Here is a 21999-nt window from a genome sequence, read left to right as displayed (position 1 = left end):
GCCGCACCTTGAATTTGCTCGCTTCCATCCGTACGCGCAGGATTTTCTCAAGATGACTGACCTTTTTGGCATCCCCATACAGGCCTTGCTTGGCCAGCTATTACTGGGCCTGGTCAACGGTTCCTTCTATGCCATGCTGTCGCTCGGGCTTGCCGTGATCTTCGGGCTGCTGAACGTCATCAACTTCGCGCACGGCGCGCTCTACATGCTGGGCGCGTTCGTCGCCTGGATGGGGCTGTCGTACCTGGGGTTGAACTACTGGGTGATGTTGATTCTGGCGCCCTTGGTCGTCGGGCTGTTCGGCATCATCATTGAAAAGCTTTTGCTCAAGCACCTGTACAAGCTGGACCACCTTTACGGGCTGCTGATGACCTTCGGGCTGACCTTGCTGATCGAGGGGCTGTTCCGCAGCTTCTACGGCGTGTCGGGCCAACCCTACCCCACACCCGATGCGCTGCGCGGCGCGACCAACCTGGGCTTCATGATCCTGCCGAACTACCGCGGCTGGGTCGTGGTGGCGTCGGTGGTGGTCTGCATGGCGACCTGGTTCGTGATCGAACGCACCCGCCTGGGCGCCCTGCTGCGCGCCGGCACCGAAAACCCGCGCCTGGTCGAGGCTTTCGGCGTGAACGTACCTCGCATGATCACGCTGACCTATGGTTTCGGCGTGGCGCTGGCGGGCTTTGCCGGCGTGTTGGCGGCGCCCGTGCTGCAGATTTCTCCGCTGATGGGGTCCAACCTCATCATCGTCGTGTTCGCCGTGGTCGTGATTGGCGGCATGGGGTCCATCATGGGCGCCATCGTCACTGGTCTGGGCCTGGGTGTGATTGAAGGACTGACAAAGGTGTTCTGGCCCGAAGCCTCCAGCACCGTCGTGTTCATCATCATGGCCATTGTTCTGTTGATCCGCCCGGCCGGGCTGTTCGGAAAAGAAAAATGAATCGTCAATTCCTGGGCTATGCGGTACTGGCCGTCGTGGTGGCCGCTCTTCCCTTTCTTGGGGTGTACCCGATCTTCGTCATGAAGATCATGTGCTACGCGCTTTTCGCCTGCGCATTCAACTTGCTGCTGGGGTTTACCGGTCTGCTGTCGTTCGGGCATGCGGCCTTCCTGGGCAGCGCGGCCTACGCGGCCGGGCATGCGATGAAGGTCTGGGGCTTTCCCACCGAAATCGGCCTGCTGTTCGGCGTGGGCGTGGCGGCGCTCTTGGGGCTGGCCATGGGCGCGATCGCCATCCGGCGCAGCGGCATCTACTTCGCCATGATCACGCTGGCGCTGGCGCAAATGGTCTTCTTCTTCTTCCTGCAGGCCAGCTTCACTGGCGGCGAAGACGGCCTGCAAAGCGTGCCACGCGGCACCCTGTTCGGGTTCATCGACCTGTCCAAGGACATCAACCTGTACTACCTGGTGATGGCCATCTTCGTCATCGGCTATTTCATCATCTGGCGCACGGTGAATTCACCGTTCGGACAGGTGCTGCAAGCGCTGCGCGAAAACGAGCCGCGCGCCATTTCGCTGGGCTATGACGTCGATCGCTTCAAGCTGCTGGCCTTTGTCCTGTCGGCCGCACTGGCCGGACTGGCAGGCGCCACCAAGACGCTGGTGTTCGTATCGGCCACCCTGTCGGACGCCACCTGGCAGATGTCCGGGCTGGTCATCCTGATGACGCTGATCGGCGGGCTGGGCACCTTGACCGGCCCCATTCTGGGCGCCTTCATCGTGGTGCTGCTGGAGAACAAGGTCGGCGACTTCGGCCAGATGATGGCCAACCTGACCGGCGTGGAATGGTTCCTGCGCCTGGGTGAATCCGTCACCATCGTGATCGGCCTGATCTTCGTGATCTGCGTGCTGGCGTTCCGGCGCGGCATCGTGGGCGAGCTAGGCGCGTTCATCGACAAGCGCCGCGCCGCTCGCGCCTGAACCACAACGCACGATTTCAACGGGGTCGCATCACGCGGCCCCGTTGGCATTTGGCGCCGGTTTCCACGCTTACAATAAAACGCACCCCACTCCACAGGTGCCTGACCATGCGCAACCCGCATCCGTTTGCCCCCGTTCTTGGCGCAGTTGCATTGGCCGCGGCGTTTATCGCCCCCGCGGCAGCCGCCTCCCCACCCTCCGCCCCAACTTGTGAAGTCGACCGCCCAGTCCGCTTCAGCGGCCTGAACTGGGAGTCCAACCTGGTGCTGGCCGGCATCGAACGCTACGTGCTGGAGCACGGCTACGGTTGCAAGACCACCGTTGAAATCGGCGAAACGCTGCCGATGCTGGCGGCATTGCAGCGCGGTGACGTGGACGTGACGCCAGAAGTCTGGCCCGGCCAGATCGAAGGCGCCTGGAAGAAGGCGCTGGCCAGCGGCAAGGTGCTGGGCGTGGGCCATGTGTACGACGCAGGCGAAGGCTGGTATATCCCGCGCTACACGGCCGAGCGCCATCCCGACTTGAAGTCCGCCTCTGACCTGACGCGCTTCAAAGAGGTATTCATCGACCCCGAAGACCCGGGACGCGGCCGCATCTATGGCTGCCCAGCCGGCTGGGCCTGCGGCACCCTGAACGACAATCTGCTGCGCGCGCTGAAGCTGGACAAGGATTATTCGCTGTTCGCGCCAGGCTCCGGCGCCGCGCAGAAGGCCGCCATCGTGTCGGCCTACAAGCGCAAGCGCGACATCGTCTTCTATTACTGGACGCCCACTTCGCTGGTCGGCGCGCTGGACCTGGTGAAGCTGGAACTCCCCGCCTTCGACCAGACCGCCTACACCTGCATGACTGACCCCAAGTGCGCCAACCCCGTCGCCACGGAATTCAAGCCCAACCCCGTGGTCACCGGCGTCAATGCGGCGTTTGCCAAGCAGGCGCCGAAGGTCACCGAATTCCTCACCAAGCTGACGGTGCCTGACGACGCCATCGACGCCACGCTGGGCTGGCTGGAAAACGAAGGTAAGGAACCCGAAGACGCGGCGCGCTATTTCCTGAAGCAGTACGGCCAGGTCTGGCGGCAATGGATGCCCGCGGACGTGGCGGACCGCGTGCAGGCGGCGCTGCAAAAGGAGTAGATTTTCCAAAGGCGGCCGGCCGCTGACGCCAGCCGCCTCCTGTATCCTGACGTTTCGGCGCCAAGTCGGCGCCCCCCGATTCAAGCGAAGGAAGATTCCAACATGGACGCCCTGTTTTGGCACGACGGTCACTGGACCACTGAAAACCCCAAACTGCTCGGCCCGGCCGACCACGCCTTCTGGATGGCCAGCATGGTTTTTGACGGTGCGCGGGCCTTCCGTGGCCTCACGCCTGACCTGGACCTGCACTGCCAGCGTGTCGTGCGTTCGGCCGAAAAGATGCTGATGAAGCCGCAGATTGGCTGGGAAGACATCCAGAAGCTGTGCCTGGAAGCCGTGGCCAAATTCCCCGCCGGCACCGAGCTCTACATCAAGCCGATGTTCTATTGCGCCGACGGCTTCCTGCTGCCGGATGCCGACAAGACCCAATTCGTATTGCACGTGTTCAAGGTGCCGATGCCGGGCGAACTTGGCTTTTCGGCCTGCTTTTCCAGCTACGCGCGCTCGTGGCCGAACATGGCCCCCACCGACGCCAAGGCGTCGTGCCTGTATCCCAACGGCCAACGCGCCATCCGCGAAGCCGCCGACAAGGGTTTCGACAACGCCATCATGCTGGACGGCGCGGGCAATATTGCCGAGTTCGCCACCAGCAATCTGTGGATCGCGAAGAACGGCGTGGTTTCCACGCCCGTGGACAACGGCACCTTCCTGAACGGCATCACGCGCCGCCGTGTGCTGGCCCTGCTGCAAGCCGACGGGGTCGAGGTGCAGGAACGCAGCCTGACCCGCGCCGACATCGAAGACGCTGACGAAGTGTTCTCGTCCGGCAACTACGGCAAGGTGGTCCATGTGAACCGCGTGGAGGACCGCGCGCTGGAGTACGGCCCCATGGCCCGTCGCGCGCATAAGCTGTATATGGACTACGCGGAAAGCACCGGCCGCAAGTAAGCATAGGCCTAGCCCCGCAAAACTCGCGGGGTGAAAAAAATGCCGCGATCCGAATCCGGGTCGCGGCATTTTTATTGGCCATCGAACTAGCCAGAAAGTTGGCTCGGGGTTTGGTTCAGTCCTTTTCGGCGCCCTTGCCCAGCCCCAGATAGCTTTCGATCACCTTCGGGTCACCGGCAAGTTCGCGCGCCGGGCCATGCAGGATGACTTCACCGGTTTCCAGCACGTAGCCGTAGTCCGCCACTTGCAGCGCCGCGCGGGCGTTTTGCTCGACCAGCAAGATAGCCACGCCGGTTTCGCGCAGGCGCGCAATGATGTGGAAGATCTCGCGCACGATGCGCGGCGCCAGGCCCAGGCTGGGTTCGTCCAGCATCAGCAAGGTGGGCTTGGCCATCAGCGCGCGGCCCACGGCCAGCATCTGGCGTTCGCCGCCCGACAAGGTGCCGGCCTGTTGCCCACGGCGTTCGCGCAAGCGCGGGAACAGTTCAAACACTTCATTCAGCGTATCGCGCCAGCCGGCCTCGCGGGCGCGATAGCGGCGAAAGCCACCCAGCAGCAGGTTGTCTTCGACGGACATGGTGCCGAACAATTCGCGGCGCTCGGGCACCAGCGACATGCCGGCCGCCACGCGGCGCTCGACCTGCCAGCCGGACACGTCGGTGCCGGCGTATTGCACGCTGCCGGCCGCATGGCCGGTTTGCGGCAAGGACCCCATCATGGCGTTCAGCATGGTGGATTTGCCGGCGCCGTTGGCGCCGATCACGGTAACGATGCTGCCGGCCGGCACGGTCAAGGACGCGCCGACCAGCGCGCCAACCTTGCCATAACGGGCCGACAGGTTGCTGACTTCCAGCACGGGCGATTGCGTTGCGCTCATTGCACACCTCCTGCGGACACGGGCTTGGCCTGATCCGCTTCGGGCAGGTCGTCGTCGATGCCGCCCAGATAAGCTTCCAGCACAGCCGGGTTCTTTTGCACATCGGCGGGCACGCCTTCGGCCAGCTTGGTGCCGAAGTCCATCACCACCAGGTGGTTGGTCAGGCGCATCACAAAATCCATATCGTGTTCGACCAGCAAAATGCTCATGCCTTCCGAGCGCAGTTGCTCCAGCACGCGCGCCAGGTCTTGCTTTTCCTTGTAGCGCAGGCCGGCGGCGGGCTCGTCCAGCAACAGCAGCACCGGGTCGGACGCCAGGGCGCGCGCAATTTCCAGGATGCGTTGCTGGCCCAGCGCCAGGTTGCCCGCCTGTTCGTACAGGTATTCGCCCAGGCCCACACGCTTGATCTGCTCGGCGGCTTCATGCAGCAGTTGCGCCTCGCGGGCGCGATCCGAATGCAAGGCGCCAGCCAGCACGCCCACGTCGGAACGCAAGTGCGCGCCCAATGCCACGTTTTCCAGCACGGTCATGCCCGGCAGCAACTGCACGTGCTGGAACGTGCGGCCCACCCCCAGCTTGGCGATCTCGCGCGCCGAGCGGCTGTCGATGCGCTGCCCCATGAATGTGACCTTGCCGCGCGTCACCGGCAACACGCCGCTGATCAGGTTGAAGGTCGTGCTCTTGCCCGCGCCATTGGGGCCGATCAGGCCCATGATCTCGCCCGAGCTGACTTTGAACGTGATGTCGTTCACGGCGACCAGGCCGCCGAATTCCTTGCGGATGGCGTCCACTTCCAACACCACCTGCCCGGCTTGGGGCCGCGCGCGAGTCGGCAAAGCCGGCGCGGCGGCAGGCGGCGCAAGGTTGCGGCGCGAGCCGTCGGCGCCAGTAATGCTGCTCCACCAGCCCGCCAGGATGGGCCACAGACCATTGCGTGCGTATTGCAGCATCAGGATCAGCAGCACGCCGAAAACGATCATCTCGAAGTTGGCGTTGGTGTCCAGCAGCTTGGGCAGCCAGTTCTGCAACTGGTCTTTCAGCACCAGGATGACGCCGGAACCCAGCAAGGCGCCCCAGACGTAGCCCGCGCCGCCCACCACCGCCATGAACAGGTATTCAATGCCGTAGTTGACGCCAAACGGGCTGGGGCTGACGGCGCGCTGCATGTGCGCGTAGAGCCAGCCCGAAATGCAGGCCAGCAAGGCCGCCCAGACGAAGATAACGACCTTGTAGGCAGCAGTGTTCACGCCCATGGATTCAGCCATGCCCGCGCCGCTCTTCAAGGCGCGGATGGCACGGCCCGGACGCGAATTGAGCAGATTACGGGTGGCCCACAGCGCCAGCAGCACGAATACCCAGATCAGGTAATAGATGTTGCGGCCGCTGGCCAGCGACACCCCGAAAATGCTGATGGGCTCGATGCCGGCAATACCGTCGTGCTTGCCCAGCCAGTCGATGTTGCCGAACAGGAAGTACAAGGACAGGCCCCATGCAATGGTGCCCAGCGGCAGGTAGTGGCCGGACAGGCGCAGGGTGATCGCGCCCAGCAGGTAGGCGACGACGGCAGTCAGCACCAGGCCGGTGGGCAGCGCCAGCCAGGGCGACACGTCGTACTGCGTGGTCAGGAACGCCGTGGTGTAGGCGCCCAGGCCCACGAAAGCGGCCTGGCCGAACGACGTCAGCCCCCCCACGCCGGTCAGCAGCACCAGGCCCAGCACGACCAAGCTGGCCAAGCCGATGTAATTGAGTTGCGTCACCCAGAATTCGGGCGTGACCGGCAGCAAGGGCAGGCCCGCCAGGACGACGATGAATACAGCGAGCAGAATGCGATTCATGGCGGTTATTCCTCTTCGTCCACGTGATGGGTGCTGAACGAACGCCAGACCAGAACCGGGATAATCAAGGTAAAGACGATCACTTCCTTATAGGCGCTGGCCCAGAAAGACGAGAACGATTCCAGCACGCCCACCAACAGCGAACCGGCGGCGGCCACGGGGTAGCTGGCCAGGCCGCCGATGATGGCGCCCACAAAGCCCTTCAGGCCGATCAGGAAGCCGGTGTCGTAATACACGGTGGTGATGGGCGCGATCAACATGCCGGACATGGCGCCAATGGCGGTGGCCAACGTGAAGGTCAGGCTGCCGGACATGGTGGTGCTGATGCCCACCAGGCGCGCGCCGCGACGGTTCACGGCCGTGGCGCGCAGCGCGCGCCCATAGAGCGTCTTGCCGAAGAACAACCACAGCGCGGTGATGAGCAGCCCGCAGGTGGCCACCACGAACAGGCTCTGCGCGGACCAGGTCATGAAGCCGAAGTCGACTTGCCCGCTGACGAACGGCGGCGTGCGCCAGCCTTCCGCGCCGAAGAACACCAGCGCCAGGCCGGTCAGCGCGAAGTGCACGGCGACCGAGACGATCAGCAGCACCAGCACCGTGGCTTCGGCCAGGGGTTGATAGACGATGCGATAGACCATCGGCCCCATCGGGATCACCAGCAACAGCGTCAAAAGCATGTTCAGCCACAACGAGTTGTCGGGCGCGGTGTAGTGCTTGGTCAACCAGAACAACGCCAGCGGCAGAACGACGCTGATCAAGAACGTTTTGGGCAGGCCGGCGAAGTTGCGGGTACGTATCGCACGCACCAGCTCCATCGCCAGGCACAAGGCGCCCAGCAGCGGCAGCAGGTAGGCCGTGCCCGGCATTTTGCCGTCGACCAGCATGGCCAGGGTCAGGGCGCCGAACGCCACGAACTCACCCTGGGGAATGAAAATGACGCGCGTAACGGCGAAAACCAGCACCAGAGCCATGCCCAGGAGGGCATAGATAGCGCCGTTGACGACACCGTCTTGCAGCAGGATCAGCGCAATTGTGGAATCCATCTAACAACCTTATTGATTCTTGGTGTTCCGGCCCCGCCCGGAACACTGATACGACACACCGGCCGGAAAGGCCGGTGCGAAGCATTGCTCAGGCGCCGCAAGGCAAGCGCCAGCCACTGGCGCCCCCTTCGCGTTGCACATCCGTGGATCGGGCAAACCTGGAGAAATTACAGGTCGGGCTGATAGACCCACTTGCCGTTTTCGACCTTGACGATGACGCGCGAACGTTCGTCGAAGCCAGCGTGGTCGGTGGGCGACATATTGAACACGCCCTGCGACGCAGCCAGATTCTTCACGCCTTCCAGGGCGTCGCGCATGGCGGCCCGGAATTCCGGCGTGCCGGGCTTGGCGCCCGTCTTCAGCGCCACGGGCAACGCGGCCACGACCAATTGGCCGGCATCCCACATGTGGCCGCCGAACGTGTTGGTGGAGTTGGCGCCGTTGGCCTTTTCATAGGTCTCGACATAAGCCAGGGCCGACTTCTTGACCGGGTTCGAATCGGGCAATTGGGCGGCGACCAGCAGCGGACCGGCCGGCAGGTACATGCCATTGCAGTCCTTGCCGCAGACGCGCAGCACGTCGTTGTTGGCGGCGCCGTGCGTTTGGTAGATGGTGCCGCCGTAGTTGCGGGCCTTCAGTTCCTTTTGCGGCAAGGCCGACGGGGTGCCGGCGCCGGCGATCAGGATGGCGTCCGGCTTTGCGCCGACCAGCTTGAGTACCTGACCCGTCACGCTGGTGTCGGTACGGCTGTATTTTTCGATGGCGACGATTTCGATGCCCTTGGCCTTGGCGGCCTTTTGCATCACGTCCAGCCAGCCGTCGCCGTAGGCGTCGGCAAAACCGATGAAGCCCAGGGTCTTGACCTTGGACTTGGCCATGGCGTCAGCCAGGGCGCCGGCCATCAGCGCGTCGTTCTGCGGGGTCTTGAAGACCCAGCGGCGCTTGTCGTCCACGGGTTCCACAATCTTGGCGCTGGCGGCCACGCTGATCATCGGCACCTTGGCTTCAGCGGCCACGTCGACCATGGCCAGCGAACCCGGCGTCACGGACGTGCCGATCAGCACATCGACCTTGTCGTCGGTGGCCAGCTTGCGAGAGTTCTTGACGGCTTGGGTGGTATCGGTGGCATCGTCCAGGACGATCCACTCGATCTTCTGGCCGGCCACTTCCTTGGGCAGCAGCGCCACGGTATTGCGTTCGGGGATACCCAGCGAGGCGGCCGGGCCGGTGCTGGACACCGTTACGCCGACCTTGACCTGGGCGCTCGCCAGGAGCGGCACGGCCAAGGCGAAAGCGGCAGCCGCCGCGGACAAGCCGAAGTGCTTGCGCATATTTTTGTCTCCTGTGATGGCTCTTATGTGCCTCGGTTGAGGCGAAGCGAGCCTAGTTAAAGTTATACAGAAAAAAATATTATAGGGTTAAAACAGTATCAAATGACGTCGCGCAACTACGGTAAATCCCTGATGTGCTGCGGAAACATTGATTTAGCAAACGCATTCGTTAATGGCGAACTTGTACTTGAAAACGTTTCGGCCCGTCAGTTGGGGGATTCCCTTGGAAATCGCAGCATGCCGCAAAGCCAGTCGGTGCCGGGTTACGGTCCTGTCACCCGGCGAATCCCGGACGACGCCCCGGCGCGGCGGCTAACGACCCAACATCGGCCAGACGCGCTCCACCCGTGACGCCACCCACGCTGCAATCACGGCTTTGATGAGATCGCCCGGCAAGAACACTGCCACCGCCACCGCCGCCTTGGGCAAGCCCATCTTGGTGACCGACGCCAGCCACGGCACCCCGAAGGCATACACGACCAGAATGCCGCCCACCACGCAAGCGACCACGTAACCGCCAAGCTTGGCCCAATCCTGGGTTGCGCGTGCCGGCAACATACGCGCCAGCCAGCCGATCACCAAGGCGCCCACCACCATGCCCACCAGGAAACCGCCCGTCGGCCCCAGGAACGCGCCCAGGCCACCGCGTCCGCCGGGCAGCACAGGCAGCCCGATGGCCGCCAAACCCAGATAGAGCAGGCAAGCCAGCGCCCCGCGCAGCGGGCCCAGCATGGCGCCGGCCAGCATGGCGCCCAGCGTCTGCAAGGTAATTGGCACCGGAATACCCGGCAAGGGAATCGGCGGAATCAGGCTCAGGACGACGATCAACGCCGCGAACAGCGCGATCAGCACGGTATTGTGGGATTTCATGGGTTCACCTTTATGGAATCAATACGGCGTGGGAGTACCGGTGTGCGGGCAGCTCAGAGACTACGCGCATCGATGGCTTCCGCCACTTCCTGGGCGCGTTTCAAGGTCAACACAATCAGCGGCACAATCAACGCCACCGGATGAGCCCCCAAGCCGCGCGCGGCCTGGGCTTCGCGGATCTCGTGAAAGTTGCGCCAGATTTCGGGTACGAAACGCAATGCCAGCGCCAAGGCCAGCGCCACCTTGCCGGCGTCGACCAGCCCGATGCGTTCCAGCGGCATCAAGGCGCGTTCGCAGACAGCGATCAGGTCCGAGGTGCGGGTCGCCAGCGTTACCGCCAGCGCCAAGCCCACCATCGCGCCCACACGCAGCACCACCGCCAAGGCTTCCATCCAGCCTTGGAACAGGCCCGTGAACAGCCCCACCGCCAGCAACACCCACAACAGCCCGCGCACCTGCCGCCAGACGGCAGCCGCCGACACGCCGGTCGACCACACCAGCAGGGCCGCCGCCGCGAACGCCGCACCCAGCCAGCGCGGGTCGCGCAGCACGAACAGACCCGCCCCCGCCGCCACCAGCGCGGCAAGCTTCAACCAGGCAGGCAGCCGGTGCAGCGCCGAGCCGCCGGCAACATAAAGCGGTTCGATCATGCGCAGTGCTCCCGGTACCAGCGCAAGGCCGCGGCGGGAGTGTCATCGGCGGCAATCGTGCCGTCGCGCACCACCAGCACCCGGTCAAAGTCTTCCAGCAATTCCAGATCGTGGCTGACGACAATGGCGTCGTGGGGTAGCGCGGCAATGGCATGGCGGACCCGGTTGCGGTTGCGCAGGTCCAATTGCGTGGTCGGTTCGTCAAAGACGACCAGCGCCGGCTCCATGACCAGCACCGCCGCCAGCGCCACCAGTTGACGTTCGCCGCCCGACAGCGTGTGGCTGCTGCGGTCGGCCAGGTGGCCCACGCCCAGCGCGTTCAATTGGCTGTCGATGCGTGATTCGCGCCGCGCCTTGTCGGGTTCCAGGCGCTTCAGGCCAAACGCCAGGTCTTCGCGCACGATCGGAAACACGATCTGGTTTTCCGGGTTCTGAAATACGAAGCCCACGCGGCGGCGCACGGCCTTCAAGTCGTGGCGAGTATCCAGGCCGTCGACACGCACGCTGCCCGCAGATGGCGTCACCAGGCCGTTGACCAGGCGCGCCAGCGTGCTCTTGCCCGCACCATTGGGGCCGACAATACCGATGCGGCGTTCGGCCAGCGTCACGCTCACCCCGCGCAACACTTCCGCCTGGGGCGTCGTCACTACCGCCTGGTCAAACTCGATTAACATGGGGCGGGATTATGCCCGAACCATTTCGGGCATCGGGACTCCAAGAGCTGATATGGAAAAAGTACGCAAATCCGACGCCGAATGGCGCGCACAACTTTCCCCCGAAGAATACGTGGTCACCCGTCAAAAAGGTACCGAACGCGCATTCACCGGGCGTTACTGGGATACGACCACGCCGGGTATTTACCGCTGCGTGGGCTGTGGCACGGCCCTGTTCGCATCCGACACCAAATTCGACGCCGGCTGTGGCTGGCCCAGCTACTTCCAGGCGCTGGACCCTGAACTGGTGCGCGAAGAACGCGACACCACCCACGGCATGGTCCGCACGGAAGTGCTGTGCAACGTCTGCGATTCGCATCTGGGCCACGTCTTTCCCGACGGCCCGCCGCCCACCGGGCTGCGCTATTGCATCAATTCCCTGTCGATGACGTTTGAACCCATAGAAAACTGAATGAAGAAGTTTCTGTTCGACCTGTTCCCGCTGTTCCTGTTCTTCATCGCCTATCGGTACACGGACATCTTCACCGCCACGGCCGTCGCCATGGCGGCCGCCGTGTTGCAGATTGTCTGGTTAAAGGTAACGGGCCGCCCCACCGAAGCCATGCACTGGGTGAACCTGACCGTCATCCTGGTCTTCGGCGGCGCCACCATCTGGCTGCACAGCGATGTGTTCATCAAGTGGAAGCCCACGGTGCTGTACTGGCTGTTCGGCGGCGCGCTGGTGATCGCCCGCCTGTTTTTCGGCCGCAACCTGATCCGTCGCCTGATGGAAAAGCAGATTCAACTGCCCGATGCGGCATGGGACAAGCTCAACCTGGTCTGGGCAGCCTTCTTCCTGGTGGCTGGCGCGCTGAACCTGTATGTGGCGTTCTCGGGCCATTTCACCGAGTCGCAATGGGTCAGCTTCAAGGCCTTTGGCCTGATGGGCCTGATGATCGTCTTCGTAATCGGGCAATCGGTCTGGCTGGGCAAACATATCCAAACCGACGAAAACGCCAGCTCGGACACCCCGCCTAGCAAGCCCTGATCCGCCATAGACGGCATCAGCCGGTCCAATAATCGGCGCGCATCGCCAAGCGTGCGCGCCGGAACTTTCATATTGCCGCCATGTCAGACACCACCGACCGCATTGCCCTGATCCGGGAGCGCCTGGCCGCCCTGGACCCCGTCACGCTGGACATCCTGGACGACTCGCATTTGCATGCCGGCCACGAAGGCAGTAAAAACGGCGCCGGCCACTATCGCGTGCACATCGTAGCGCCTTGCTTCACGGGGCTCTCCGCCGTAGCGCGACATAGGCTGGTGTATCATCATTTGCAAGATTTGATCCCCTATCCGATTCATGCGCTTGCGCTAGATGCCCAGGCTCCCAAATAGAAAGTAAAAGGATATTCATGAAACGCATCGTCATGCTGGCTGCGGCCTGCGTCATCGCCGTGCCTGCTTTCGCGCAGAACGTGGCCACCGTTAACGGCAAGGCCATTCCGCAAAAGAATTTGGATCAATTCGTCAAGCTGCTGGTTAGCCAGGGCGCCACCGATTCGCCGCAACTGCGCGAACAGGTCAAGCAAGAAATGATCAACCGCCAGATCTTCGTGCAAGCCGCCGAATCCAGCGGCATCGCCAAGCAAGCCGACGTTCAGACGGAAATCGAATTGGCCCGCCAAGGCATCCTGGTTCGCGCCCTGATGGCCGACTACCTGGCCAAGCACCCGGTGTCGGACGCCAAGGTCACTGCTGAATACGAGAAGATCAAGCAGGAACAAGCCGGCAAGATGGAATACAAGGTCCGTCACATCCTCGTTGAAGACGAGAAGACGGCCAATGACCTGCTGGCCCAGATCAAGAGCAACAAGAACAAGTTCGACGACCTGGCCAAGAAAAACTCGAAGGACCCTGGCAGCGCCGAAAAGGGTGGCGATCTGGGTTGGGCTCCCCCGACCAACTACGTCCAGCCGTTCGCTCAAGCCGTGACCCAATTGAAGAAGGGTGAACTGGTCGACAAGCCGGTGCAAACCAAGTTCGGCTGGCACATCATCAAGGTGGACGACACCCGCCCGGTGGAATTCCCGCCGCTGGACCAAGTGCGTCCGCAACTGGAAGAAATGCTGCGCCAGCAAACCCTGGCCGACTACCAGAAGCAACTGCGCGACAAGGCCAAGATCCAGTAAGCCTGCCGTAGACCCGAAACTGCCCGCCGATGCGGGCAGTTTTTTTTGCCCGTGCGGATCGTGCGTTAAAGCAAAAAAAGCTGCGCGCCCAGGAGCGTGCAGCTTTTTGATTTGCGCGTTGGTCTACTGCCCTTGATCTACCGTCTTTTGATCACGTCCGGCTACGACAGGCCCAGCAGTTCTTTCAATGCATCTTCGTCCAGCACGGTCACGCCCAGTTCTTGCGCCTTGGTGAGCTTGCTGCCCGCCTCGACGCCAGCCACCAGATACGCGGTTTTCTTGGACACCGACCCGCTGACCTTGCCACCCGCCGCCTGGATGTGCATCGACGCTTCTTCGCGCGTCCAGTTGGGCAAGGTGCCGGTCAGCACAAAGGTCTTGCCCGCCAGCGTCGTGCTTTGCGGCACGGCTTCGGCCACGGGGTTGACCCCCTGCGCCTTCAATTGCTCGATCACGTCGCGGTTGTGCTGCTCGGCGAAAAAGCGGCGGATGGATGCCGCGACCACCGGGCCCACGTCCGGCACGGACGACAGAGCATCTTCATCGGCGTCCATGATGGCGTCAATACTGCCGAAATGCCGGGCAACGTCACGCGCGGTGGTTTCTCCAACATGACGGATGCCCAACGCGAACAACAGGCGGTTCAAGCCGGGAGCACGCGCCTTGTCGATGGCCGCTACCAAATTGTCGGCGGACTTCTGGCCCATGCGGTCCAGGCCCACCAGTTCCAGCGGACGCAGGCTGTACAAGTCAGCCAGGGTCTTGACCCGGCCGCTGTCCACCAACTGATCCACCAACTTTTCACCCAGGCCTTCGATATCCAGCGCCTTGCGGCTGGCCGCGTGCCACAGGGTCTGCTTGCGCTGGGCGCCGCAGAACAAGCCGCCCGTGCAGCGCGCAATGGTTTCGTCTTCAAGCCGTTCGATGGCCGAGCCGCAGACCGGGCAGGCCGTGGGCATGACGAATTCCTGTGCGTCGTCGGGCCGCTTTTCAAGCACGGGGCCCAGCACTTCGGGGATGACGTCGCCGGCTCGGCGCACGATGACCGTGTCGCCTTTGCGCACGTCCTTGCGGCGGATTTCGTCTTCGTTATGCAGCGTGGCGTTAGTGACCGTCACGCCCCCCACGAACACCGGCTTCAGGCGCGCCACCGGGGTGATGGCACCGGTGCGGCCGACCTGGACTTCGATGTCCAGCAGCGTGGTGGTGGCTTCCTCGGCGGCGAACTTATGGGCCAGGGCGAAGCGCGGCGCGCGCGCCACAAAACCCAGCACCTTCTGCGCCGGCAACGAATCCACCTTATAGACAACGCCGTCGATGTCGTAGGGCAAGCTGGCACGCATTGCGCCCACCTGGGCGTAGAACGCCATCAAGCCTTCGGCGCCCTTGGCACGGTGGTTGTGCTTAAGGTTCACGGGCAGGCCCAGGGCGTGCAGCCAGGCCAGCATGGCGCCGTGCGAAGCTTCGGGCAACTGCGACGCCTGGCCGGCGCCAGCCGTTGCCTCGTCAAACAGACCGCCTTGCTTGCCGGGCAAGCCCTGCACCTCGCCCCAACCGTAGGCGAAGAAACGCAACGGCCGTTTGGCGGTGATGCGAGGGTCCAGTTGGCGCAGGCTGCCGGCCGCGGCATTGCGCGGATTGACGAAGACTTTTTCGTCACGCTTGGCCTGCGCCACGTTCAATTTTTCGAAGTCGGCGCGATTCATCAGCACCTCGCCACGCACTTCCAGCACCTTGGGCGCGGCGCCCTGTAGCTGCAGCGGTATCGCCTTGATTGTGCGGATGTTGGAGGTGACGTCCTCACCTGTCTGGCCGTCGCCGCGCGTGGCGGCCTGAACCAGCCGGCCGTCTTCGTAGCGCAAGCTGATCGCGAGCCCGTCCAGCTTCAGTTCACAGAAATAATCGGCCTGCTGCGCCGGTCCCAGAAGACCTGCACCGCGCAAGGTGTCTGTTACGCGGCGGTCGAACGCCACGACCTCTTCTTCGTCGAACGCGTTGTTCAACGACAGCATCGGCACCGCATGGCGCACGCTGCCGAACGCCGACACCGGGGCCGCGCCCACGCGCTGCGTGGGGGATTCGGGCGTGACCAGCTCAGGATGCTCGGCCTCAAGGGCTTCAAGCTGCCGCATCAAGCCGTCGTATTCGGCATCCGAAATCGAAGGCTCGTCGTAGACGTAGTAGCGAACGTTGTGCTGCTCGATCTCGGCACGCAGCCGAGCCGCGGTTTCCGCGGGGTTGACTTCACCAGACGCGCCGCTCATTTACGCAAACACCCGCTGAGCACGCTCGCTTCCGGCGGGCAGGCCCGCTTGTTCAAGCTGTTCGAACAGCACTTGCAGGCGTTCGTCGATAACGGTCTCCGAGCCTTCCGCCAGCGGCTTGCCCTGATCATCGACCAGTTCCGCGCGCAGGCGCGCGGCCAGGTCGCGGCCCACGTCCACCATGCGGCCAAAGGCGCGCTTGTCGGCCGGCGCGCAGGGCACGTCCAACAGCAGGTAGAGGCGTTCCACGCCACCCATGCCCGCGTCGAAGGCGGCGCCGTCGGCGCGCGACAGGGTGAAGCGGGTGACGCCGTTTTCAGCGGGCCAGGCCAAACGATTGCCGTCGGCCAGGAAACCGGTATCGCGGGCCACGGCAAGCACTTCCGCCGCCGGCTGGGCCGCACCCAGCAACAAGGTCAAGCCCACTTGGGTGTCCAGCGCGGCGCAGGTGTCGTCCAGCCTGGCGCCCTGCTCCAGCACGGCTTGCTGGTCCGGTCCTTCAATGGTGGCGTCGAATCGTTCGGCCATGTCTTGCGCACGCGCCCAGGCCTGCGACCATTCGATGGCGGTCAGCGGGCCGCTGCGGTTGGCCAGCAAGACGGCCAATTGCATCGATGCATAGGACTCGCCGGCATGCACGCGCGCACGGTGGCGGCGCTGGTCGGTTTCGGCGAACACGCGCATGGGCTTGCGGCCCACGTGACGCAGGCTTTGCATATAGGGCAGCAGGTCGGCGCCACGCACGGGCTCGGCGAAGTTGATTTCAATGACCACTTCGCAGGCGGGATCAGGCTCTTCGGCGTCGTCCGCATCGCTGCCCGGATCCACCGGCGCCGGCTGGCCCGGCTGCGCGCGCGGCGCGTCCGCGCCCATGCCGGGTTCGCGCCGACTTGCACCGGCCGTTGCCGACGCGGCGCCGGCAGCGGCGCCCGCGCCCAGCAGCGGGTCCTGTTCAGAGGTGGGGAAATGGCTTTGCATCTTGCGCCGGACGCGCCGGTCCTGCCACCAGTTGAATCCCAACACCAGCAGTATCAGCAAGACGCCCAGGGCTATCAGCCCGATCTGCAAATCACTCATGTGTACATCCCGCGCCGGGGGGCGGCGCCATTCTAAATAGAGGGTTTATGCCGCTTCGGAGGCCATCATTTGCACGGCCGAATCTATGTCTACCGCAACGATACGCGAAACCCCTTGCTCTTGCATGGTTACGCCGATCAGTTGCTTGGCCATCTGCATGGCGATCTTGTTGTGCGAAATGAAAAGGAATTGGGTTTGTTCGCTCATGTTGGCGACCAGGTTCGCATAGCGTTCCGTATTGGCGTCGTCCAACGGCGCGTCCACCTCATCGAGCAGGCAGAACGGCGCCGGGTTCAGCTTGAACAGCGCAAACACCAGCGCGGTTGCGGTCAGCGCTTTTTCGCCACCGGAAAGCAGGTGGATCGTGCTGTTGCGCTTGCCGGGGGGCTGCGCCATCACCTGCACGCCCGCGTCCAGGATTTCTTCGCCGGTCATGCTGAGCTTGGCCTCGCCCCCGCCAAAGAGCTTGGGGAAGAGTTCGCCGAAGTGGCCGTTCACGATGTTGAACGTCTCTTGCAGCAGCTCGCGCGTTTCGCGGTCGATCTTGCGGATGGCGTCTTCCAGGGTCTCGATGGCGGTCATCAAGTCCTGGTGTTGCGAATCCAGGAAGCCCTTGCGTTCGCGCGACGTATTCAGTTCGTCCAAAGCCGCCAGGTTGACCGAGCCCAACGATTCGATCTGGCGCGAGATCCGCCCCACTTCCTGTTGCAGCCAACTGGCGCGGCGCCATTCGTCCGGCTGATTGGCCAGGTCTTGGGCGAGCGCCTCGCGGTCGACTTCGCGCGCGTTCAATTGCTCGGTGAACTGCTCTTCGGCCAGGCGGGCGGCCTGTTCCTGCAATTGCAGTTCCATGATGCGCGCACGGCGCGGTTCCAGCGTTTGCTCTTGCTGCTGGCGGTCTTCGTCGGCCCCGCGCAGCAAGGCGGCCAGGTTTTCCAGTTCCTGGCGGGCACGCGACAGCGCTTCTTCGCGCTCGGCGCGGGCTTCCAGGGCATCCTGCAAACCGGCTTGCGACGCCGAGGCGTCCAACTCGACCAGATCGCCCATCAGTTGTTCCAGCTCAACCGCGCCACGCTGGCTTTGGTCGGCGGCCAATTGCTGATTGCGTTGCAGGTCGGTGATGCGGACCTGGATGCCGCGCTCGGCGAATTCGGCCTCCTGGGCGGCGCGCTCCAGCTCGCGCAGGCGCGTGCGGGCGGCTTCAGCCTGGGCAGCCAGGGTTTCGCCATCGATTTCGGCATCGGCAAAGCGCGACTGATGCTCGGCCAGTTCTTCGTCCAGCGTCTCAAAACGCGCTTCGGCTTCTTCGCGGGTGGCCCGCAAGTCTTCTTCCTGGACCTTGATTTCTTCCAGGTCCTGGCGCAGACGCGAGGCGCGTTCACCGGATTGTTCTGCCTGCTGCTGCAGCCGCGAGTGCTCCAACTGGATGTCATGCACCCGGCGCGTGACCTCGGCCACGCGCGTACGCGCCGGGGCGATGGCCTGCGTGACCTGCTGCCAGGCCGCTTCAGCACGGGCAACGGCGGCGCGGGCCTGATCCGCGATCAGTTGTTGCGCCTTGATCTCGCGTTGCAGGTTTTCGATTTCCTGCTGGCGGGCCAAGAGGCCGGCCTGTTCGGAGTCGGGCGCATAAAAGCGGACGCTGTGCGCGTCAATCAGGTGACCCGCCTTGACCACGCAGGCGCTGCCCGCTGGCAAGGTTGCCCGCATGGCCAGGGCCTGGGTGACGTCGGTGGCGGTGTAGATACCGGCCAGCCATTCATTCAACAGCGTGCGCAGGTCGGGATCCGTGATGCGCAGCAGGCTGGCCAACGAAGTCAGGCCGGCGGGCGCGGGCGGCACGGGGGCCGCCACAGGCAATTGGTAAAACGCCAAGCGGGCGGGCGGCGCGTCTTCGGCGAAGGCGCGGGCCCAATCCAGGTTGCGCACCTCCATCGAGGCCATGCGTTCGCGCAGCGCGGATTCCAGGGCAGTTTCCCAACCCGGCTCCACATGCAGTTTCTGCCACAGGCGCGAAAGCCCGGCAAGCTCGTGCTTGGCCAGCCAGGGTTCCAGGGCGCCCTGCTTCTGCACGTCTTCCTGCAACTTCACCAAGGCCGACAGGCGGGCCTCAAGGCGAGCCAGGTTCTGGGCGTCGGTCTGCGCGGCGGCCTGGGCGCGGCTGCGCTCGGCATCCGCTTCCGGTACGCGGCCTTCCAGCGTGGCCAGTTCTTCCTGGGCTTCTTGCAGTTGGTCTTCGCCGGCCAGGCGGTCGCCCGCCAATTGTTCCAGGCGGATGGGATCCGGGGCGTGCAGCTCACGCAGTTCCTGCTGCAAGCGCTCACGACGCTGCTCCAGCACCTGCATCTGGCGATCGGCGTCGCGCTGGGTCTGGGCGACCAGCGCCAGGTTCTGTTCGACGCGGGCCAGGGCGGCGCGCATCTCGTCGCGGCCGGACGCGGCTTCGCGCACGCGTTGTTCAACCGAGGGCAGGCCGGCCTGGGCGTCTTCCGCGGCGGCGCGCGCCTCTTCGGTGCGGGCAGCGGCGGCGGCCAGGTCGTCTTCGGCCTGAGCGATTTGTTCAGTGCAATGCTCGCGCTGGCTGGTCCATTCCGCGATCTGCTGCTGAAGCTGGTCGCGACGCGACTGCAGGCGGTTGCGGGAATCCACCACATGGCGAATTTCGGCTTCCAGGCGGCTGACCTGGGCGTTGGCTTCGTATAGCGCGCCCTGCGCGGTATGCACCGCGTCGCTGGCCGCGTAATGGGCCTGACGGCGGGATTCCAGCGCAGCCTCGCCCGCCCGCAGACCGGCAATGGCGGCTTCCAGTTCGTTCTGGGCCTGCGCCATTTCCTGGGCCTTCTTGGCGCGCTCTTCGCGCGCCCCGGTTTCCTTCAGGAACCACAGGGAATGCTGCTTCTTTTCGCCGTCGGCCTGAAGCTCGCGGTAGCGCGTGGCAACTTCGGCCTGGGCCTCCAGCTTTTCAAGCTGGCTATTGAGTTCACGCAGGATGTCTTCGACGCGGGTCAGGTTTTCACGCGTGTCGGACAAGCGGTTTTCGGTCTCGCGGCGGCGTTCCTTGTAGCGCGACACGCCGGCCGCTTCTTCCAGGAACACCCGCAGTTCTTCAGGGCGCGCCTCGATCAGGCGGTTGATCATGCCCTGCCCGATGATGGCGTAGCCGCGCGCGCCCAGGCCGGTGCCCAGGAAGATGTCGTGAATGTCGCGGCGCCGAACCTGCTGGTTATTGACGAAATAGCTGCTGGTGCCGTCCCGGGTCAGGACCCGGCGCACGGCGATTTCGGCGTAGGTGCTCCACTGGCCGGCGGCGCGCCCTTCGCTGTTGTCAAACACCATTTCCACCGAGGCCCGGGCGGCGGGCTTACGGTTACCCGAGCCGTTGAAAATGACGTCCTGCATGGACTCGCCGCGCAGTTCCGAGGCCTTGGCCTCGCCCAGCACCCAGCGGACGGCGTCGATGATGTTCGACTTTCCGCAGCCGTTCGGACCCACCACGCCGACCAATTGGCTGGGCACGGGAATCACGGTGGGATCGACGAAGGACTTGAAGCCGGCGAGTTTTAGCTGAGTAAGACGCACAGTACGATGACGACGGGGTGGGTTGACGAAAGGCGTTAACGGACCTGCCGCACAGATTGCAAACCGGCCCAAGAAGGGCCGGCTCACATATGGGTCGTATGATACCGCAGGCAGTCCCTGGCCAAACGTCAGCAACGGTCAACTCGCGGGCAAACGCGCAATAGCGCGCGGCAAGGCACCGGCTATACTCCCTGACACTTTTTGGCACGACACATAATTTTCACGCTGACAGGCCGGGCGCTGGCCAAAGAACGGGGACATTCTTGAAACGTGGTTTTTATCTGGTCATGGCCGCGCAGGCCTTCTCGTCATTGGCGGACAATGCGCTGTTCATCGCAGCCATCGCCTTGATACAGGAGCTGCACGGCCCCGACTGGTTGGCGCCCATGATGAAATGGTCGTTCGCGCTGGCTTATGTGGTGCTGGCGGCCTTTGTCGGCGCCCTGGCGGACTCGTTTCCCAAGGGCCGCGTCATGTTCTCCACCAACGCCCTGAAGGTGGCGGGCTGCCTGCTGATGTTCTCGTACGCCAGCATCGGCGTCGCCCCTGAATACCAAACCTATCTGGTGTGCGCGGCCTATGCCGTCGTGGGCATCGGCGCCGCCGCGTACTCCCCCGCCAAGTACGGCATCGTCACCGAAATGCTGCCCCCGCACATGCTGGTCAAGGGCAATAGCTGGATCGAGGGCCTGACGGTCTTCTCCATCATCCTGGGCACGGTGCTGGGTGGCCTGCTGATCTCGTCGTCGGTATCCACCGCGCTGCTCAGCCATTCCGTCATCGGCAGCCTGGTGCACACGCCGGCCGAAGCCGCCATCCTGGTGATCGCCTTCGTGTATCTGCTGGCAGCGCTTTGCAATCTGTTGATTCCGCGCACCCATGTGCGTTATCCGCCGCAGCAGAAAAACCCGGTTCGGCTGATGCGCACCTTCTGGGGCTACGTCTGCGTGCTCTGGAAAGACAAGCTCGGGCAGATTTCGCTGGCCGTCACCACGCTGTTCTGGGGCGCGGGCGCCACGCTGCAACTCATCGTCATCGAATGGGGCCGCAGCCACCTGGGCTATCAATTGGACAAAGCCTCGATGCTGATGGGCGTGGCTGCTCTGGGTACGGTGGTGGGTTCCATCCTGGCCGGCCGCATTCCGCTGCGCCGCGCGCTGAGCGTGTTGCCGGTGGGCGCCGCCATGGGGCTGGTGGTATTGCTGATGCCGCTGGTCTATTCGCCCTGGAGCGTCTATCTGCTGCTGCTTATCACGGGCGGCCTGGCCGGCTTCTTCGTGGTGCCGATGAACGCCCTGCTGCAACATCGCGGCCACGTGCTGCTGTCGGCGGGCCATTCCATCGCCGTACAGAATTTCAACGAGCAGCTCAACATTCTGTTGATGGTTGCGATGTACACGTTGCTGCTGTGGCTGCAACTGCCCATCAACATCATCATCGTCATCTTCGGCACCGTTGTTGCGGTGCTGATGGTGGTGTTCATGCGCTGGAGCAAGCGCAACATGCAGGCCGACCCCAACCTGCACGAGCAAATTGGCCAGGAAGGCCACGGGCGCGCGCTGGACTCCACGCACTAAGCGATTGATCTGAAAGACAAAAACGGGGGATGTTAACCATCCCCCGTTTT

Annotated in this window: 19 protein-coding genes; 9 read left to right on the top strand and 10 right to left on the bottom strand. The window is 63.8% G+C overall.

The genetic code is table 11. From position 1 onward, the window contains the following. Positions 1 to 52 precede the first annotated feature (52 nt). The 4 genes from WBR68_RS03010 (at position 53) to WBR68_RS02995 (ending at position 4001) form a co-directional block, all read left to right on the top strand. A complete protein-coding gene (locus WBR68_RS03010; protein WP_050447610.1) occupies positions 53 to 940 on the top strand; it encodes a branched-chain amino acid ABC transporter permease in 888 nt (295 codons plus the stop codon). Next, positions 937 to 1920 carry a branched-chain amino acid ABC transporter permease gene (locus WBR68_RS03005; protein WP_050447609.1) on the top strand — a complete coding sequence of 328 codons (984 nt, stop codon included), beginning with the start codon at positions 937 to 939 and terminating at the stop codon, positions 1918 to 1920. The genes WBR68_RS03010 and WBR68_RS03005 overlap by 4 nt, the downstream gene beginning before the upstream one ends. Before the next feature lie 107 nt (positions 1921 to 2027). Further along, a complete protein-coding gene (locus WBR68_RS03000) occupies positions 2028 to 3053 on the top strand; it encodes an ABC transporter substrate-binding protein (RefSeq protein ID WP_127183729.1) in 1026 nt (341 codons plus the stop codon). 102 nt (positions 3054 to 3155) lie between these two features. Then, complete coding sequence (locus WBR68_RS02995; RefSeq protein ID WP_050447607.1) at positions 3156 to 4001, top strand: branched-chain amino acid aminotransferase; 846 nt, start codon at positions 3156 to 3158, stop codon at positions 3999 to 4001. A gap of 115 nt (positions 4002 to 4116) precedes the next feature. On the opposite strand, the gene WBR68_RS02990 is transcribed toward WBR68_RS02995, so the two are convergent. The 7 genes from WBR68_RS02990 to WBR68_RS02960 all read right to left on the bottom strand — a co-directional run bounded on the left by WBR68_RS02990 (position 4117) and on the right by WBR68_RS02960 (position 11281). Further along, complete coding sequence (locus WBR68_RS02990; RefSeq protein ID WP_050447606.1) at positions 4117 to 4878, bottom strand: ABC transporter ATP-binding protein; 762 nt, start codon at positions 4876 to 4878, stop codon at positions 4117 to 4119. Continuing rightward, positions 4875 to 6713, bottom strand: a complete 1839-nt coding sequence (locus WBR68_RS02985; protein ID WP_050447605.1) for a branched-chain amino acid ABC transporter ATP-binding protein/permease — start codon at positions 6711 to 6713, stop codon at positions 4875 to 4877. The genes WBR68_RS02990 and WBR68_RS02985 overlap by 4 nt, the downstream gene beginning before the upstream one ends. 5 nt (positions 6714 to 6718) lie before the next feature. Continuing rightward, entirely contained in the window at positions 6719 to 7756 is a 1038-nt protein-coding gene (locus tag WBR68_RS02980; protein WP_050447604.1) for a branched-chain amino acid ABC transporter permease, read from the bottom strand. Between the two features lie 167 nt (positions 7757 to 7923). Continuing rightward, entirely contained in the window at positions 7924 to 9087 is a 1164-nt protein-coding gene (locus WBR68_RS02975; RefSeq protein ID WP_050447603.1) for an ABC transporter substrate-binding protein, read from the bottom strand. Between the two features lie 312 nt (positions 9088 to 9399). Further along, positions 9400 to 9957 carry a biotin transporter BioY gene (locus tag WBR68_RS02970; RefSeq protein ID WP_050447602.1) on the bottom strand — a complete coding sequence of 186 codons (558 nt, stop codon included), beginning with the start codon at positions 9955 to 9957 and terminating at the stop codon, positions 9400 to 9402. A 53-nt stretch (positions 9958 to 10010) separates the two neighbouring features. Then, the gene (locus tag WBR68_RS02965) at positions 10011 to 10607 is read right to left on the bottom strand and encodes an energy-coupling factor transporter transmembrane component T family protein (protein ID WP_050447601.1); all 597 of its coding nucleotides are present in this window, start codon (positions 10605 to 10607) and stop codon (positions 10011 to 10013) included. Next, positions 10604 to 11281 carry an energy-coupling factor ABC transporter ATP-binding protein gene (locus tag WBR68_RS02960; protein WP_127183728.1) on the bottom strand — a complete coding sequence of 226 codons (678 nt, stop codon included), beginning with the start codon at positions 11279 to 11281 and terminating at the stop codon, positions 10604 to 10606. Before WBR68_RS02960 ends, WBR68_RS02965 begins: the two co-directional genes overlap by 4 nt. A 52-nt stretch (positions 11282 to 11333) precedes the next feature. On the opposite strand from WBR68_RS02960, the gene msrB reads away from it, so the two are divergent. From msrB to WBR68_RS02940, 4 genes are all read left to right on the top strand, one after another. Then, positions 11334 to 11732: a peptide-methionine (R)-S-oxide reductase MsrB gene (gene msrB / locus WBR68_RS02955; protein ID WP_050447599.1), complete on the top strand. Its 399-nt coding sequence runs from the start codon at positions 11334 to 11336 to the stop codon at positions 11730 to 11732. Continuing rightward, complete coding sequence (locus WBR68_RS02950; RefSeq protein WP_050447598.1) at positions 11733 to 12308, top strand: septation protein A; 576 nt, start codon at positions 11733 to 11735, stop codon at positions 12306 to 12308. 80 nt (positions 12309 to 12388) lie between these two features. Beyond that, positions 12389 to 12658, top strand: a complete 270-nt coding sequence (locus WBR68_RS02945) for a BolA family protein (protein WP_083447412.1) — start codon at positions 12389 to 12391, stop codon at positions 12656 to 12658. 17 nt (positions 12659 to 12675) lie between these two features. Continuing rightward, positions 12676 to 13452 (top strand): peptidylprolyl isomerase, encoded by a 777-nt coding sequence (locus WBR68_RS02940; protein WP_050447596.1) that lies wholly within the window; start codon positions 12676 to 12678, stop codon positions 13450 to 13452. Between the two features lie 161 nt (positions 13453 to 13613). Here the strand turns inward: WBR68_RS02940 and ligA are convergent, their stop codons facing one another. Genes ligA through smc form a run of 3 tightly spaced genes read right to left on the bottom strand, consistent with a single transcriptional unit; the run spans position 13614 to position 20372 of the window. Further along, complete coding sequence (gene ligA, locus WBR68_RS02935; protein WP_230693477.1) at positions 13614 to 15716, bottom strand: NAD-dependent DNA ligase LigA; 2103 nt, start codon at positions 15714 to 15716, stop codon at positions 13614 to 13616. Continuing rightward, complete coding sequence (locus tag WBR68_RS02930; RefSeq protein WP_127183726.1) at positions 15717 to 16793, bottom strand: cell division protein ZipA C-terminal FtsZ-binding domain-containing protein; 1077 nt, start codon at positions 16791 to 16793, stop codon at positions 15717 to 15719. Between the two features lie 45 nt (positions 16794 to 16838). Beyond that, positions 16839 to 20372 carry a chromosome segregation protein SMC gene (gene smc, locus WBR68_RS02925; RefSeq protein ID WP_230693476.1) on the bottom strand — a complete coding sequence of 1178 codons (3534 nt, stop codon included), beginning with the start codon at positions 20370 to 20372 and terminating at the stop codon, positions 16839 to 16841. Between the two features lie 263 nt (positions 20373 to 20635). On the opposite strand from smc, the gene lplT reads away from it, so the two are divergent. Then, positions 20636 to 21949, top strand: coding sequence for a lysophospholipid transporter LplT (gene lplT / locus WBR68_RS02920; protein ID WP_050448561.1), 1314 nt, complete (start codon positions 20636 to 20638; stop codon positions 21947 to 21949). Positions 21950 to 21999: the final 50 nt, after the last annotated feature.

Source organism: Achromobacter sp. JD-1 (assembly GCF_038594925.1).
GTDB classification, from domain to species: Bacteria; Pseudomonadota; Gammaproteobacteria; order Burkholderiales; family Burkholderiaceae_B; genus Achromobacter; species Achromobacter spanius_C.
This window is presented reverse-complemented; position numbering and strand designations above follow the sequence as displayed.

Excerpts from the sequence above, each read along its gene's own strand:
- WBR68_RS02990 (WP_050447606.1), bottom strand. The coding sequence starts at position 4,878 with ATGAGCGCAACGCAATCGCCCGTGCTGGAAGTCAGCAACCTGTCGGCC.
- WBR68_RS02970 (WP_050447602.1), bottom strand. The coding sequence starts at position 9,957 with ATGAAATCCCACAATACCGTGCTGATCGCGCTGTTCGCGGCGTTGATC.
- WBR68_RS03000 (WP_127183729.1), top strand. The coding sequence starts at position 2,028 with ATGCGCAACCCGCATCCGTTTGCCCCCGTTCTTGGCGCAGTTGCATTG.
- WBR68_RS02960 (WP_127183728.1), bottom strand. The coding sequence starts at position 11,281 with ATGTTAATCGAGTTTGACCAGGCGGTAGTGACGACGCCCCAGGCGGAA.
- WBR68_RS02940 (WP_050447596.1), top strand. The coding sequence starts at position 12,676 with ATGAAACGCATCGTCATGCTGGCTGCGGCCTGCGTCATCGCCGTGCCT.
- WBR68_RS02980 (WP_050447604.1), bottom strand. The coding sequence starts at position 7,756 with ATGGATTCCACAATTGCGCTGATCCTGCTGCAAGACGGTGTCGTCAAC.
- WBR68_RS02930 (WP_127183726.1), bottom strand. The coding sequence starts at position 16,793 with ATGAGTGATTTGCAGATCGGGCTGATAGCCCTGGGCGTCTTGCTGATA.
- WBR68_RS02945 (WP_083447412.1), top strand. The coding sequence starts at position 12,389 with ATGTCAGACACCACCGACCGCATTGCCCTGATCCGGGAGCGCCTGGCC.
- ligA (WP_230693477.1), bottom strand. The coding sequence starts at position 15,716 with ATGAGCGGCGCGTCTGGTGAAGTCAACCCCGCGGAAACCGCGGCTCGG.
- msrB (WP_050447599.1), top strand. The coding sequence starts at position 11,334 with ATGGAAAAAGTACGCAAATCCGACGCCGAATGGCGCGCACAACTTTCC.
- WBR68_RS02995 (WP_050447607.1), top strand. The coding sequence starts at position 3,156 with ATGGACGCCCTGTTTTGGCACGACGGTCACTGGACCACTGAAAACCCC.
- WBR68_RS02985 (WP_050447605.1), bottom strand. The coding sequence starts at position 6,713 with ATGAATCGCATTCTGCTCGCTGTATTCATCGTCGTCCTGGCGGGCCTG.
- WBR68_RS02965 (WP_050447601.1), bottom strand. The coding sequence starts at position 10,607 with ATGATCGAACCGCTTTATGTTGCCGGCGGCTCGGCGCTGCACCGGCTG.
- WBR68_RS03005 (WP_050447609.1), top strand. The coding sequence starts at position 937 with ATGAATCGTCAATTCCTGGGCTATGCGGTACTGGCCGTCGTGGTGGCC.
- WBR68_RS02950 (WP_050447598.1), top strand. The coding sequence starts at position 11,733 with ATGAAGAAGTTTCTGTTCGACCTGTTCCCGCTGTTCCTGTTCTTCATC.
- WBR68_RS02975 (WP_050447603.1), bottom strand. The coding sequence starts at position 9,087 with ATGCGCAAGCACTTCGGCTTGTCCGCGGCGGCTGCCGCTTTCGCCTTG.
- WBR68_RS03010 (WP_050447610.1), top strand. The coding sequence starts at position 53 with ATGACTGACCTTTTTGGCATCCCCATACAGGCCTTGCTTGGCCAGCTA.